Here is a 16,501-nt window from a genome sequence, read left to right on the forward strand (position 1 = left end):
AAAAATGAACGAAAATCAAAATGAAACCTCAGTTTTAAGTCAAACAAATCTTTTGGGCCTTGGCACAAATCTTGCACTAGATCACGTGTTACCATTACTTCTTTTGGCAAATAGGGTTTCAAAATTACAAAATTTTTCACAAAGCGAAATGGCAAATTTACGTGAAAAATTAATAAACGATATCTTAAGTACCACTTCAAAGATATCAAATCTAGGTATTTATGAGGAAGACGATATTATTAGACTTAGATATTGCCTTTGTGTTTTTATAGATGAGAGCTTACTAAAAAATGAAATTTTTATGAACAGCTTTTGGGCCAATAATACCCTGACAACAAGATTTTTTAATGAAAATCTAGGTGGAAATAAATTCTTTGGCATTATGGATAAGTGGTTTGAAAATGTTGGTAAAAATAAAGATTTCTTAGAATTTATATATACTTGTTTGGTGCTTGGTTATAAAGGAAAATATGAAACCCAAGAAGATTGCAATGAAAAAATTTCTTATCTTTGTGAAAATATAGCTGCGGCCGTTTCTCCGCTCATAAAAGCTGATGAAAATGTATTTGAAAAGAGTTACTTAAAACAGACAAAGAAAAGCTTTCTTGAGGTATTTTCGCTAAAGCGTTTAAAATTTTATTTCATTTTACTAGCCATTGCTATGATTGCAGCTGCATTTTTATATAGTACATATTCTATGGATCAAAACAATATCAGAAACGATAGCATCCTAAATAATAAGATAGAGAATTTTATGGATAATAAGTAAGTGCAAGATAATTTTTGTAATAAATTTAATGAAGATTTTTTAGAGAATGAGCTTTATATTAGTTTAACTGATGAAATGTCAAAGTATAAAACTTTGATGCATGATAGCATAAAGTGGGATTACGTATTTAGCTCATCTTTAAAAGCCCTAAGTGAGTTTAGCCTTGATGCTAAGCTTTTAAATTTCTTAGCGATTTCTGCTATAAATTTAAACGACAAAGAGGCTTTTAGGACACTTATAAAAGCTTTTGCCTTTTTTCTATCTATTTTGAAAAAAGAGCCAATTTCACTTGCAAAAAATGAAAAACAACTACCTGCTAAAAAAAAGATAATAGCTCAAACAATAGAGCTTTTTACGCAAGCTAATGATAAAGCTTTGGATCAAGCTGACGCAAAAGCGTTTAATGACCTTGTGCCTGAGCTTTCGCAAGAGTTTGGCACACATTTTGATACGCTTTATATAGAAGAAAAAAAAGAAGAAATTTTAAAAGCTAAAGAGCCAAAAGTAATTACTAAAACTGAGCCAACTTACCATCAAAGCGTTTCATTTAGCAGCAATGATATTAGTACATTTAATGATAGAGAATTTAGAGAATATTTTATAAATTTATCACTAATGCTTTTAAAGAGTGATATTAAAAATTTTACCGCTTATGCTTTAATTTTTGAAGCAATGTGGGGCAGAATAAAGGCGCTCCCATCAAGTAGCGATCAAATAACACAGATACGTTATCCTGATGAAAATCTGATTATGCTTTTTAAAAAAAGTAACGAACTAAATCTTGACAATTTAGAAAAATTTATAAGAAATTTAGCGCTTAATCCATTTTGGATAGAAGGCATTAAGATATTTTGCGAGTTTTTAAATAGTGCTGGGCTTGCAAGGCAAAGCGATCTTATTTGTGATATGGTTTTAAATTTTATTGATAAATTTCCAGATATAAAAAAGCTCAAATTTCAAAGCGGGGAAGCTTTTTTTGGCGAAGATATAAGCAAATTTTTTATTAAAAGTAACTCTTTGAAATTTACTTCTAGCAATGATAGTAAAAAAGATATGAGTTTTGAAGATCTAATAAAAGAACTAGATAAAAGTAAGCATGCTTCAAGTGCTCAAAGTGAGCTTAATTTTATGCTTGAATTATCAAAAATTTTTACTGCTCAAGGTATGAATAATAATGCAAAAGCTACCTATGCACAAATAGTTAATTTTATAGAAAATACCGAGCTTAAAGATTATTTATCAGACATATATATAAAGGCAAAAACATTTGTGTGATAAAATATGTTTTTTTAAATCACCTTTAATTTTATTTAAATATAATTCTTAAATCATTTACGAAAAAAGGATGTTACTATGGCAGATAATCTAATCCCACCAAAAGAACGCATAAATATAGTTTATAAAACTAAGACAAATGACCAAGAGGCTGATGTAGAGCTTCCATTAAAACTTATGGTAGTTGCAAATTTAACTGGTGAAAACCAAACTCCACTTGAAGATCGTGAAGTGATTTCTATCAATAAAATAAATTTTGATCAGGTTATGAAAAGCTTAGATATTCATACAAATTTCTCTGTAAAAAATAAGCTAAATTATAATAATGAAGACTTAAATATTGATCTTGATTTTGAGAGCATCCATGATTTTAATCCAGACAATATTATAAATCAAATTCCTGAGCTAAAAAAACTCTTACAGCTTAGAAAGGCTTTAGTTGCGCTAAAAGGCCCTATGGGTAATATGCCTGATTTTAGAAAAGCGGTTTTAGAAGCTATAAAAGATGAAGATAGTAGAAAACAACTTCTTTTAGAGATTAAAGACGAACAAGATAAGGAATAAAAATGTCTGAAACTAAAGTTAAAACTCCTATCATTGAAAGCATAATGCAAAGGAGTAAATATTCAAAAGATGACGAGAGTTATAGTGTTGTAAAGCAAGGAGTTGCTGAGTTTATTTCAAACATAATAACAACGAATAATGCTGAAGATAAAATAAATAAGCTCGCACTTGATGAGATGATAGCTCACATTGATACCCTTTTATCTGCTCAAATGGATGAAATTTTACACAATAAATCTTTTCAAGAGCTAGAATCAACTTGGCGTGGAATTAGATTTTTGGTCGAGAGAACAAATTTTAATGAAAATGTAAAAATTGATCTTTTAGACGCTACAAAAGAAGAAATTTTAGATGATTTTGAAAACAACCTAGATATAACTCAAAGTACACTTTATAAACAAATTTATTCAGCCGAATATGGACAGTTTGGTGGTGAGCCAGTTGGTGCGATAGTGGCTGATTATGAGCTAGATAAATCAAATCAAGATATGACTTTTTTAAATAAAATGTCATCAATTGCTGCAATGAGCCATTCACCGCTTCTCACATCTCTTTCTGCTAAATTTTTCGGACTTGATAATTTTGGTGAGCTTGAAAATATAAAAGATCTAAAAAGCATGCTAGAAGGCCCACAATATACAAGATGGAGAACTTTTAGAGAAAATGAAGATGCAAAATACACAGGATGCATGGTAAATAGATTTCTTACAAGATCTCCTTATGTGCCAGAAGATAATCCTATAAAGAGCTTTAATTATAGAGAAACTGTAAACAATCACGATGATATGCTTTGGGGCAATGGAGCTTATGCGTTTGCTACAAGGCTTACAGATAGTTTTGCTGATTATAGATGGTGCGGAAATATCATTGGGCCAAAAGGTGGCGGTGCCGTAAAAGATCTTCCAACTTATACTTATGAAAATTATGGAAGCGTTCAAACAAAAATTCCAACCGAAGTTTTGATCACAGATAGAAGAGAATTTGAACTTTCAGAAAATGGATTTATCGCTCTTACTTTAAGAAGAGATAGCAATAACGCTGCATTTTTCTCTGCTAATTCTGCACTAAAGCCTAAAATTTTCCCAAATACTCCAGAAGGTAAAGCTGCTGAGACAAATTTCAGGCTCGGAACTCAACTACCTTATGTGTTCTTGATCTCTCGTTTGGCTCATTATCTAAAAGTACTTCAAAGAGAAGAGATAGGTACATGGAAAGAGCGTAGCGATGTTGAGCGCGGCTTAAATGAATGGCTAAGACAATACATCTCAGATCAGGAAAATCCACCAGCAGATGTTAGAAGTAGAAGACCATTTAGAAGTGCAAAGGTTATCGTTAGTGATATAGCTGGTGAGCCTGGTTGGTATAAAATAGAGCTTTTGGCTAGACCTCACTTTAAATTTATGGGAGCAAATTTCGAGCTTTCTTTAGTCGGAAAACTAGACAAAGAGTAAGCTTGCTATGTCGCTGATAGATAAAATTTTATATGAATTTAGTGACGAATCAAAACTACGTCCATATTTTAAAGATCTAGACAGCGACATAAAAGATCACATTGATACTATTTTAAACTCTAGACTTGGTAACTACGGCCGATTAAATGATAGTATTATCGATCTTTGGTCGATGGGTGTTGAGATAAATGAGCTTGGTCATAAACTTGGCATAGCAATATATGAACTAATCAGCTCAAATGAGAATAGAATAGAAGTAACATCTATCGGATACGATGACTCACTAAAGCCTTGGCGTATCATCTTTAATATAAACTACAAGCATAAAAACGATAATTTCAAAGAGTATTTACTAAAAGTTATTTTTAAAAACAATAGATATTGTGAGATTTTATAATGGATTATAATGAAAATAATCTAGCTTATTTTCAAAAAGAGATGGCATATCTTGATGAAACAAGAGCCCTTTTTATTAAAAATTTTCCAAAAGTAGCACCCTTTTTAGATACTAAAAGCAAAGATCCTGATGTTGAGAGTATAATAGAAAATATGGCTATTTTAACATCGAGGATCAGGCAAGAACTAGATGAAAATATCCCACTAATAGCTGAGTCTTTAGTAAATATATTAATGCCAAGCTATACAAATCCTTTTCCATCAGTTTGTATGCAAGAATTTACATTAAGAGATGACTTCTCTGGGGTAAAAGAATTTATACCAAAAGGAAGTATAGTCGAGTCAAAGCAGATCAATGGCGTAACGTGCAAATTTCAAACAATCTTTGACATAAATTTGCTTCCCTTAAAGATAACAAAAGCTTTTATGTCAAACAATAAGAGTGATTATCTTCTAAATTTAAATATAAGCGTTACAAAGGACGAGCTTAGCACTAAAGAACTTGATATAGATTTTTTAAATTTATATCTTGGAGATAATGTTTACTTCTCTTCTACACTCTTAATGTGGCTAAAAAATTACCTGAAATTTATTACAATAAGTTTTGAAGATAGCGATCAAGAGATAAAGTTAAGCCCTGATAAACTTAGTTTAGATGAGTTTGACGAGCGCTTGATAAAGAGTGATGAGTTTGGATTTGAAGCATTTGAGCTTTTAAAAGAGCTATCATTTTTTCCTTCAAAGTTAAATTTTGTGCGAGTAAACGGCCTTAGCTTTCTTAAAAATTTTTCTACAAAAAGCTTTAATATTAAATTCATATTTTCAAAAGATATGCCAAGTGGATATGTGCCAAGGCTAGAGTATTTTTCTCTTTTTACCACACCTGCAATAAATTTATTTGCAATGAGTGCCGAGCCTATTTTAAATAACAATAGGCGAAGTGAATATAGAATTTTTCTAGATCGCTCAAATATTGATGCTTATGAAATCGTTTCAATCAATAAGGTGGTCGCCCATAGTAGTAATAATGAAAAAAGGATATTAAAAAACTATAAAAGTTTTGAGAGATTTGAATTTTTAAATGATGAGCGAGCAAAAGATTATTATTTTGTCAGCAATAAAACAGATATAAAACTAAACTCTTATAAAGAAATTTCCTTTTTTAAAAGCGACTCTAAAGATCAAACCATTAGCATAGATACACTTTGCTGCAATGGTGATTTGCCTTGTAAGCTAAGACTTGGTGAGATAGATAGAGTGTTATCTCATCAAGGTGTAACAACTAAAAATTTAACCATTCCAACTAGTGTAAAGCGAGTAAAAATAGATGGAAATCTTCTTTGGAAACTAGTTAGCATATTATCTTTTAGTTATCAAAGTATACTAGAGAAGGGCTCTTTTTTAGCACTTCTTAATACCTTTAGCGCGCCAGATGATGAGTTTTTTAAAAAATTTGCAAACTCGCTTTATGATATAAAAACGAAGCAAATTTATAGAGTTGATCAAGGCTTTGCAAAAAGAGGGTTGCTCTGCATATTTTATATAGATGAAAGTGAATTTGAGAGTATTGGAAATGTCTATGCTTTAGGTATAAATTTGGCTAAATTTTTATCAAAATTTGCTTCAATTAATTCATTTTGCGAGCTTAAAATAAAGTGTATAAAGAGCAAAATTTTGCTTAATTATGACTTTTTAGGTGGTACAAAAAAATTAATATGAACAAAGAACTAAATCAAGCTTCTTTTTTTAAATTAGTAAAGAACTGCCTAAAGCACCACAATAGAAGAGATATTTTTTTAAAAAATAGCCCAAGTTTTGCCTATCCGATTAATGAACTTGAAAGCTTAAATAAAGAGGATGTATTAAAAATCGTCGTAAATTTTATGGGTCTTTTGGGGAGTGGCTCGCATCTTACAAGTTATATTTTGGAGAAGATTTCAAAGAGTAGCGATAATAATTTCGAGAAATTTTTTGACTTTTTTGACAATTACTTGCTTTGGCTTTTCTTTGATAGCATTAGTCTGAAAAATTATGCAAGATCCTTTGAAAAAGAGCTTGATGATAAAATTTCAAAGATTTTATTGGATATATTAAACATAAGCAATAAAAAATTAGCAAAAAAATTCTTACCATTTTCTCCGCTTATTATTAGTCAAAGAAGGCCTAAAAGAGAGATCGAGTTTGCCTTGCAGCGTCATTTTAATTTAAAAAATAAACTATTTTTACTGGAAAATCTACCAAATCAAATTTTCATAGCACCTTCAAATTTAAATTCGCTTGGCATCAAAAATAGGGCTTTAGGCAGAAATTTTATACTTGGTAAAAAGCTTTTTGAGAAACAAACTAAGATAGCAGTTTATATAAATGGTATAGATTATGAAGAAGCTATTGATTTTTTCCCAAAAAGAAGAAAATTTAAAGAGCTTCAAGATACTCTTATTTTTTTTACAAACAATGAATTTGTTGCTGATTTATACATAAAAATAAACTATTCTCCAAAGATGCAGCTAAGGCTTGGAATAGATGAAAGTTATAGTAAAATAGGCCTTGGTGCAAGGCTTAAAAGTAATAAAAATATGTCAAATTTTATAAAATTTAGGCTCTGTTCTTAAATTTTCAGATATAAAATCTAAAATATTTGTTATTATTACATTAAAGAAATATATTTATTTGTAAAAGGATGTGCATCAATGGCATTTATCGATTACCTAAGAAGATTTTTTGTCTTTTTTAGATTTAAACACAGCACCATTTTGGTAGCTTCTATTGCATTAAGCATCTTATTTTGGCTTTACGCTCCACTTGTAGCTTTTAACGATGTATATAGCTTTGCTAGTATAAGTTCAAGAGTCACTATATTAATTGCATTTTGGGCAGTTATTTTATTTTTTGTTTTAATCAAGCCATTAATGCACTATTTAGCATCTCAAAAAGATGAAAAAAATAACAAGCTAAAAGAGATAAAAAAAGAGTCTATGGATAGTTTTGGTAAGGCAAAAAGAAATTTTATGCTTTCTTTGAAAGATGCCAAAACAACATGGAAAAAAGATATAAATTTTAAAAAATTACCTTTAATAATGATAATGGGTAATGAAGGTGCTGGAAAGAGCGCATTTATAAACTACTCAAATATCGAATTTCCACTATCTGATAGTTTGGATACTTATAAAAAAATACACAAAAGTACAACAAACTTTAATCTTTACATTTCAAAATTTGGCGCACTTTTAGATACTGAGGGTATACATTTTGCACAAGAGAGCTTGTACCAGCCAACAGCTACTGAAGAGCTTCCTGAAGATGATGTGGATAAAAATAGGGATTACTTGCTTAAAAAAAGTATCTGGAGTGAATTTTTGCACTTTTTAAAACGAAATGATTTTAACGCTAGATTAAGCGGTGCGGTTTTAATCATAGATACTAAAAAATTCCTTGAAGGCACGCAAGAATATTTTGATGAATTAATTAGATATATGATAAAAAGGGTTAATGATTGTGAGAAACATCTAAATATTAAATTCCCTATTTATATTGTTTTTAGCAAACTTGACTTAATAGATGGCATGGGAGATTATTTTAGGCTTTTCAATGAAGATGTGGCAAATAAAGCTCTAGGAATAAACTTAGATCCAAATTTCTCAAAACAATCACTAGAGACTGAACTAAAAGGCTTAAGTGAGTCACTATTTAAACATCTTATGAGTAAGAACTCGATTTCGCATTTATTGGAAGATAAAAAACGTTCATATCTCTTTTTAAAACAACTTGATAATTTTTTTGCTTTAGTGAAAGATTTTGTAACAAAGCTAAGCTCTCAAAATGCACTTAAAAATAGCTCAACCATAAATGGAATTTATTTCGTCAGTGCTTATCAAGAAAATATACCTATAAACTACCTTACAAACACTATTTGCGATAGATATAACATCAAAAAACCACTTTTAAGAGCAGTAAACAACTATAGTAAACAAAGTTATTTTGTAAAATCATTTTTAAAAGAGATAGCTTTTAAAGCTAACTTAAATAAATTTGGTGCTCAAAATAAATTTACAAAATTTGCAAATTTTGTTTTAGTAGCCGTACTTTGTACTGGAGTATATTTGGGTTCTAGTTTTATTCTAGATACCAAAAATATAAAAGAGCAAAATGCTATAAATAATGCAAATAAAATTTCTTCATACCTTGATGGTAAAAAATATAAGGATCTCTCTCCAACACAAAAGATTGAGCTTCTAAATTTACTAAAACAAAGTCTAAATGACTATCCAAGAATCTTTAGCGGCGATACTAAATTTGAGTATATAACACTAGATACTTCGTATAAAGGCTTCACTCCAGTTAAAGCGCTTTACTATGATTTGAATGCTGATTTTTTCAAAAATACAGTTTTAACTGAAATGGAAAATATACTAAAAAATGAAATTGATCCAGATAAGCTAATAAAAGCATTTTATATGTATGATTCGCTCTTTGACAAAGACTACACAAATGTGGATTTATTTAAAATTTGGATTAGTACGAACTGGGATAAATTTGAAAAATATGGCGTTGCAAAAGATGAATTTTTAGCTCATATTGAGGCTATTTTAAAAGCAGAAAATTTAAACATAACTGCAGATACAGTTGCTCAAAGTATAGCAAATACGAGACTATCACCTGTTCAAAGAGCACAAAGGCTCTACTACATACTTGAGTTCATTTCGTTTAAGGACGATAAATCTTTTTATGATATTAAAAAAGATGTTGAAAATTTATATGCAGTAGTCCAAGAAAAAGAAGCATTTAGGCCATTTAATAAAATTTATACAAAAGAAAATTTAAGAGATTTCTTATCAAAGCTTAGCTCAAACATAGATCAAACAGCTGGAATAGAATCTTGGCTAATGGAGACAAATTCTTCTTTAAAAGATATTAGCTCAAATGATAAGAAAGAGTTAAGCATTGCTGTAATAGAGCTTTATTTGCAAAATTATGCTGATAAGTGGAGCCAAATTTTAAGAGAAATAGAGCCAAATGAATTTAGCACAAAAAAAGAGGTCATAGAAGAGCTCGACATCTTGTCAAAGAGAGAAAATCCTTTAAATTCTTTAATAAAATTAACTAATCAAAATACAAATTTAAATGATGAGAATTTACTAAAATATATCTACTCTTTAGGATTTGCTTCAAGTGAGATAAAGCGTGTTTTTAGTGATTTTAGTGCTAAATTTACTAATTATCATACGTTAAATTCTAATGACTTGCTAGATATTATAAGCAATGACGTAACAAGTGTTTATAAAAAAGTTAGTGACTATAACTTCGAAATGCTTCAAAGTAACGATGATAAAATAGTTTATGCAATAAATGGTATAAAAAATGAAAATGACCCATTTGTTGTCTTAAATAATGATGCTAAGAAGCTTCCAGATGAGTTAAATGAATATTATCAAAAGTTATCGACACTTGCGTGGAAACAAGTAGAAAATGGCGCTTCAGCACTTTTATCAACAGCATATAGAGATGATGTTTTTGATGATTTTGAAAGTCTTATCAAGCCATTTTATCCATTTAATGAACAATCTCCAAAGGCTGTTAGCATAGAAGAATTTAAAAGATTCTTTGGCAAAAACGGAACTTGGAATAGCTTTTATGATAGATATCTAAAACAAATCTTAAGCAAAACTGCCGATGGTTATAAAATAAGACCAAAATATGCAAAAGAGCTAAGATTTAGCAGGGATTTCCTTAAAAATATTGCCTATATAGACAGAATTTCAAATTTAATGCTTGATTCAAATGATGAGCTAAAATTAAATTATAATTTAAAAGCTGTCGACTTATCGGCAAATTTTAGCCATATAAATATTAGCTATTCTAATAACTCTTTGACTTATGATCATACAATTGCCTCAAATTTGATAGTCTCAAGTAAAAATTTTGATATATCAACACAGTTTAAATTCAATGCAGTTTCAAGTACTGGAAGCGAGAGAAAAGAGCTAAGCTTTGATGGAGAGTGGGGCTGGTATAAGATATTAAAAGCTTCAAACTTTAGTAGCGTTGGCGTTAGTACACTTAATTTTGATGGTAGAAGAGATTCTTATTTTGGCTTTGAAGTAACACCAAATGGAGGAGAGCTTTTAGAGCTTATGGATATCATACCAACGATAAATTTACCAAAGAAGATGCTTTATTAAGGAAGAAATATGCAACAAATAGCAGCAGTTATACAAAATTACGATAAAGCGTCAAGCTTTTCAGCTCAATTTATCATTTTTGATGAAAATAGCGGTGATATAGGCTCACTAGACACTACAAAATTTTCTTGTAATGATATGAGCGATTCAATCGCACCAAAACACGCTCATGTTGGATTTGAAGAGGGGGTTTTCACAATTTGTGGCTATAAAGATTGTGAAATTTTTTATAGTGATTCATATTCAAAGCTTCCAGATGACTATGAGAGCGTCATAAATTTGGGCGATGTCTTTAGGATAGGGGAGTTAAAATTTATATTTATAGACCCTTCTAGGATTGATGAATATATAGGAAAAGCCCATAAGATAATAGAAAATACAAAAAATTTTGACAAGCTTGATGATAAACGTTTTGAGCCAGTTGGTAAAATTTCAAATGTTGATTTTAAAGAAGAGCCAAAGATAAACTCATTAATAAATGATAAAAAAGATATCACTTTAAATGAAAATGCGCACGATGCAGTTTTAAATTTAAATGAGATAGCTCAAAATTTTGATGAAGAAGAAAATACAAATAATCAAAATATGCTTACTGCAAAAAGCATGGATGAGCTTTTAGTAAAGATAGTTGAGAGTATAAAATTGCAACCAAATATGAGCCCTATAAGTGAGCAGACTAGGACTTTAAATACAAAAGATATGGAAACAATCATGAAAACTCTTCCTCTTAGTGATTCGACAGAACTAATAAATACTGTTTTGGTTAAGCTTATATGCAAAGAGCTGTATAGCCAAATGTATGATATAGTCGAGAATAACTCATTTTTTAAATATCTTTCAGGAGCCGTACTAAAAAGCACTAAGGAAGATAAGGAAGCGTTTAATTATCTATTGCATAAAGCTCTTCAAAGCTATATGTTAAAAAAGTAATGTTTTTAATAAAACAGAAAGTAAATAAAAGATAGAATAATCCAAACTTTTTAATAGGAGTAAATATGTCACAACCAGTGTATATTAAAGTGAAAGGTTCTACACAAGGACTTATTTCAAGTGGTGCTTCAACAGAAGCTAGTATAGGCAATCGCTATCAGTCAGGTCACGAAGATGAGATCATGGCTCAAGAGGTTTCTCATATAGTAACAGTTCCAACTGATCCACAAAGTGGCCAACCATCAGGCCAAAGAGTCCATAAGCCATTTAGTTTTACTACATCACTAAATAAAGCTGTTCCACTTCTTTACAATGCTTTAACACAAGGTGAAAGGCTTCCAGAGGTTGAGATCTATTGGTATAGAACATCAACTAGTGGTGGTGCGGAGCATTTCTTTACTACAAAACTAGAAGATGCAACTATAACAGATATTACTCTAGTAAGTCCAAATGCTCAAGACAAGCTAAACAGCGACAAAACAGAGCTTTTCAAAGTTTCAATGAACTATAGAAAGATAGTTTGGGAACATGTAGCTGCAGGTACAAGCGGAAGTGATGACTGGAGAGAAGCTACTAAAAAAGCTTAAAACCAACCTAGGGTTTACCCCTAGGGTTAATAAAATCATCTTCTAGCTTGAAGGACACAGATGAACCCTTTTTATCTTTATCTTTTAAATTAACATGATATGTGAAATGCGATATGAAACACCTAGTTATAATCATATTTCTCATAACATCTCTATATTCGCATGATGCAAATTGTTTAAATATGTTTGCTGTGATCTTTGATAAAAATACGACCGATGAAAATACTGCTAAATGCGTAGAATACTATATAGATGATCTTGGATGTGATGCAAATATGACTATAGAAATTCCTGAACTTTCAATAAGACCAAATCTATTAGAATATGCTTATGATGCAAATAAAACAAAAACTTTTGATACTCTTTTGGCAAAAGGCACATACGCTAATACTAGCTTGGCAACATCCATAGGAATGAGCTTTGCATTTTTCTTTAGGGAAAATGGTGTCGGTATAGATAACAAAAAAGCTAGCCCTGAACTACTAGAATTTATAAAAACTCAGAAATATAAAGAATTTAAAGAAGAGAAATTTAAATTAATCAAAAAACTATTAGATTATGGACAGGATCCAAAAGATTATTCTACTTTAAAATCTATTTTAAAAATTTTAAATGATAAAAAAGATATAGATAATTTATTAAAGAATAGAACCCAAAAGGAATTAGCGCAATGAAGCAATTGGCAATAATCATATTTCTCATAACATCTTTGTATTCACACGAAGCAAATTGTACGGATATGTTTGGGGTTATTTTTGATAAAAAAATAACTGATGAAAATACCGCTAAATACATAGAATATTATATAGACAAACTGGGTTGTGATGCTAATGCTAGCGTAAAATTAAATAATTTAATGGCTAGATCGAATTTATTAGAATTTGCTTACGATGCAAATAAGACTAGAACTATTGACATGCTTTTAGACAAGGGTGCTACTCCAAATGGCTGGCTATCTACATCAATAGGGCTTGACTTTTCGTTTTTTTTTAATAGCAATGGAGTTCCAATAGAGAATAAAAGAGCCAGTAAAGAATTGCTTAAATTTATAAAAACATCAAAATATAAGGAATTTAAAGAAGAGAAATTTAAACTGATTAAAAAACTATTAGATCATGGGCAAGACCCAAAAGATTATGCCGTTTTAAAATCTATTTTAAAAATTGTAAATGACGAAAAAGAATTTGATGAGCTAGTAGAAGGCAGGAATAGGTAATGGATTTATTTAATATAAGCAAGAAGAAACTCGAAGTAAAAAATGATAATACTGATTTAAAAGACTTTAAAGAAAAAACTACCTCACAAAATGCAAAAGACAATGTAGATGCTTTTATAAGAGTTTATCCTAAACCTCCGCTAATGGGCAAAATTTTTGATGCTACTGGAGAAGGAGTAAAAAAAGGCATAGACGATCAAACAGAAATTAAATTCAGAAAATATAAAGAGGCAAAAAGACTTGGCATACTGGAAGAGTCAAAGCCTACGATTAAATTAAATGATGCTGATATTAAAGAATTTGAAAAAAGATTACAAGAAGAAGAAAACGAAAAAAGATTGAAAGAGCAACAAATGGACAAAAATTTAACATCACCAACATCATCACTGACTAAGCCTGTCATGCTAGCATCCGGTAACTCAGTGGCAACAGACGGCTTTGTGGACTACGGCGCATCTAACGATAGCTTCTCGACTCTTCAGATAGCAAACGAGTCAAACGATAAATTTATCGTTACACGTGCAGATATTTATGAAAATTTAGAAAGTATATTTAGCATAGAGTGCTTTGCCTATATAAATTTGGTAAAAAACCCGCTTTATGAAAATTTAGACACCATCTACAATAACGATAAAAGTTACTCAAGCATATATAAATATCTTGATAAAAGTATAAAGCTAAGCATAAAAAGGCCGTCTTCAACAAATAAAAATATCGTTCCAGATGGTAGCTCAAACGATATACACTTTAGTGGAATAGTAAGCGATGTAGAGTATCTTGGCGTAGATGATGAGACTAGTACAAATATAGATAAAAAATACTTCTTTAAATTCAAGCTAACTTCGCCACTATATAGACTAAGCATAAATAGAGCAAATAGAATTTATACAGACCAGAGCATTTTAGAAGTAGTAAAGGATATTTTAGCTTTTAATAAACAAAGGCTAACCAAAGAGCTAGACTTCTCAAATATTAAAAATAACTACAACAAAAGAGAATTTATAGCCCAGTACAATGAGAGTGATCTAGCTTTCATAACAAGGCTTTGTCATGATAGTGGTATATATTTTTATGAAGACAATGAAAAAATTTATTTTCATGATACATTTATACTAGCTTATAGCAATCAAAATGAAAATTTTACCTCAAGTGATACAAGTAGTGGCAAGGAAGCTAGAAAAGTAAGCTTTAATGTAAATTTGAATAATAATCTAGCAACCGAACACATAAATAAAATAACAAAGAGCGAGACGCTAAAAGCAAATAGCTTTACGCACTCTTTTCAAAATACAGCTTATCCAAATGTGTTAGAGAGTAAAAATGAAAAGATATTTGACGAGCAGGTAAATATCTATGATAAGCATATAAATTTAGATGAGTATTCATTTAGTGACACTAGCTTGCTTGAAGTTAGCACCTACCTTAAAAAACTAAGAAGCGATATGCTTTTAAAGGAATTTACCGCTAGCTCAAATGTATTTGCACTAAATTTAAATGACAATATCTCGGTAGCCATTGACGCTAGCAAGGGTGAATATGAGTTTAAAATAATAGCTTTAAAGCATACTTATATTGATGAGAGCGTTTTAGAAAATACCTTAAATTTAGGCGATAATGTCCCGTTTAAAGATAAAAAATTTATAAGCTCATACACAAACGAGATAAGCATCATCCCAAGTAGTGTGAAATTTGTCCCAAGCTACAAGCAAAAGCCAAAAGCACCAGACATCACGCTAGGTCTTGTAGTCGGTCAAGATGGACTAAACAGCCAAAATAATACGATCCATACTGATAGCTATGGTAGGGTAAAGGTGAGGTTAAATGCTTTTAGTACACAAGAGATAATCGATAAAGATGATGCCATCAACGCAAGCTATCACAAGAGTGCTTATCTAAGAGTGATAACGCCTATTGCTAGCAATAGCTCAGGATTTTTTGCCATACCAAGGATCGGCGATGAGGTTATCATCTCTTTTTTACAAAATGACATAGACAACCCAGTAGTAAGCGGTAGCCTATATAATGCTTCAAATACACCACTTGTAAATGTGGATAGTAACTATCATCAAACATCTCTTAGCTCAAAAACAATTGGCGCAAATGAGACTGGTATAAACGAGATCACTTTATCAAATTTAAAAAATAAAGAGCAAATTTATGTAAAAGCAGAAAAGGACTATGACGAGCTTGTAAATAACGACTTCTCTCAAACAATACTAAATGACAAAAGCTCACAAGTGCATGGAAGTTACACCGAACGAGTAAAAAAAGCCCACATTCAGACGATAGATCTAGCAAAAAATGTAAATGTGGGAGCTGAGTATCTAACAACAGTTGGACTTTCAAAAGATACAGTAGTTGGTGTCTCAAATACTCTAAACGTAGCTGTTGATAACAATACAAGAGTAGGCCAAGATAATCATGAATTTGTAGGACATGATAAATTTGTAGAAGTAAAATCAAATCTTAATACGACCATACATAACGATGAGATGAGAGAGGTAAAGGGCACAAAAGAGCAAAATATAGATGGTGGTTATAAGCTAAATTCACAAAAAGGCATAAATGAATTTAGTAATGAGCATATCGTGCTTCAGGCAAATAGTTACATTGATATAAATGCTAAGTCAAATTTCACAACAAAAACAGCTGCCCAGCACACAGAGATTGCTGATTCAAAATTTAGCAATATAGAGACGACTTATGAGGTAAATGCCAAAGATAAGATAATCCATCAAGTAGGTAGCACAAAAGTAACGATAGAAGGATCAAGCGTCGTTATAGAAGTAGCTGGCGTAAAGGCGATATTTGATAGTAGAGGGTTAAGAGTTATCGGTGGAGATATAAAGGCTTTATAAGATCATATTTAAAGACTTACTTTGTATTTTAGTAGGTCTTTAAATTTTTAAATAAAATCAATTTCTACTAAAACTAATGCTAAGAATTTTAAAGCAAAGGCTAAATTTTAGGGCTACGATAAAAGATAGTCACACAAATATTTCACATGGTACAATAGACATATACTTCTAAAATTTATATAATTCATTCAAAATTTCAAAGACTATAAACAATAAGGAGAACATGATGGCTAAAGAAGCCGGAGTAGTTAAAAGCGTAAACGGAGGAATAGCAAG

13 protein-coding genes are annotated in these 16,501 nt (G+C 30.6%); all 13 read left to right on the top strand.

Annotation, left to right across the window (positions count from 1 at the left end; genetic code table 11):
* Positions 1 to 4 precede the first annotated feature (4 nt).
* The 13 genes from icmH to tssI all read left to right on the top strand — a co-directional run bounded on the left by icmH (position 5) and on the right by tssI (position 16,225).
* Complete coding sequence (icmH, locus tag G6W45_RS05535) at positions 5 to 769, top strand: type IVB secretion system protein IcmH/DotU (protein WP_194167785.1); 765 nt, start codon at positions 5 to 7, stop codon at positions 767 to 769.
* Positions 770 to 2,044 (top strand): type VI secretion system domain-containing protein, encoded by a 1,275-nt coding sequence (locus tag G6W45_RS09950; protein ID WP_194167786.1) that lies wholly within the window; start codon positions 770 to 772, stop codon positions 2,042 to 2,044.
* Between the two features lie 78 nt (positions 2,045 to 2,122).
* Complete coding sequence (tssB, locus tag G6W45_RS05545; RefSeq protein WP_194167787.1) at positions 2,123 to 2,608, top strand: type VI secretion system contractile sheath small subunit; 486 nt, start codon at positions 2,123 to 2,125, stop codon at positions 2,606 to 2,608.
* Positions 2,609 to 2,610: 2 nt separating this feature from the next.
* Positions 2,611 to 4,059 (top strand): type VI secretion system contractile sheath large subunit, encoded by a 1,449-nt coding sequence (tssC, locus tag G6W45_RS05550; RefSeq protein WP_054195919.1) that lies wholly within the window; start codon positions 2,611 to 2,613, stop codon positions 4,057 to 4,059.
* A gap of 7 nt (positions 4,060 to 4,066) precedes the next feature.
* A complete protein-coding gene (locus G6W45_RS05555; RefSeq protein WP_194167788.1) occupies positions 4,067 to 4,456 on the top strand; it encodes a GPW/gp25 family protein in 390 nt (129 codons plus the stop codon).
* Complete coding sequence (gene tssF, locus G6W45_RS05560; protein ID WP_194167789.1) at positions 4,456 to 6,174, top strand: type VI secretion system baseplate subunit TssF; 1,719 nt, start codon at positions 4,456 to 4,458, stop codon at positions 6,172 to 6,174. Before G6W45_RS05555 ends, tssF begins: the two co-directional genes overlap by 1 nt.
* Positions 6,171 to 7,067, top strand: a complete 897-nt coding sequence (locus tag G6W45_RS05565; protein ID WP_194167790.1) for a type VI secretion system baseplate subunit TssG — start codon at positions 6,171 to 6,173, stop codon at positions 7,065 to 7,067. The genes tssF and G6W45_RS05565 overlap by 4 nt, the downstream gene beginning before the upstream one ends.
* Positions 7,068 to 7,145: 78 nt before the next feature.
* Positions 7,146 to 10,634 carry a type VI secretion system membrane subunit TssM gene (tssM, locus tag G6W45_RS05570; protein WP_194167791.1) on the top strand — a complete coding sequence of 1,163 codons (3,489 nt, stop codon included), beginning with the start codon at positions 7,146 to 7,148 and terminating at the stop codon, positions 10,632 to 10,634.
* Positions 10,635 to 10,643: 9 nt separating this feature from the next.
* Positions 10,644 to 11,564: a hypothetical protein gene (locus tag G6W45_RS05575; protein WP_194167792.1), complete on the top strand. Its 921-nt coding sequence runs from the start codon at positions 10,644 to 10,646 to the stop codon at positions 11,562 to 11,564.
* A gap of 65 nt (positions 11,565 to 11,629) precedes the next feature.
* Entirely contained in the window at positions 11,630 to 12,151 is a 522-nt protein-coding gene (locus G6W45_RS05580) for an Hcp family type VI secretion system effector (protein WP_054195925.1), read from the top strand.
* A 182-nt stretch (positions 12,152 to 12,333) separates the two neighbouring features.
* Positions 12,334 to 12,825 (top strand): hypothetical protein, encoded by a 492-nt coding sequence (locus G6W45_RS05585; protein ID WP_242039072.1) that lies wholly within the window; start codon positions 12,334 to 12,336, stop codon positions 12,823 to 12,825.
* On the top strand, positions 12,822 to 13,367 hold the full coding sequence (locus G6W45_RS05590; protein ID WP_107793909.1) for a hypothetical protein: 546 nt from the start codon (positions 12,822 to 12,824) through the stop codon (positions 13,365 to 13,367). Before G6W45_RS05585 ends, G6W45_RS05590 begins: the two co-directional genes overlap by 4 nt.
* A complete protein-coding gene (gene tssI / locus G6W45_RS05595; protein WP_194167794.1) occupies positions 13,367 to 16,225 on the top strand; it encodes a type VI secretion system Vgr family protein in 2,859 nt (952 codons plus the stop codon). Before G6W45_RS05590 ends, tssI begins: the two co-directional genes overlap by 1 nt.
* Positions 16,226 to 16,501: the final 276 nt, after the last annotated feature.

The organism is Campylobacter concisus, assembly GCF_015229955.1.
In the GTDB taxonomy this organism is placed as follows: Bacteria; Campylobacterota; Campylobacteria; order Campylobacterales; family Campylobacteraceae; genus Campylobacter_A; species Campylobacter_A concisus_AT.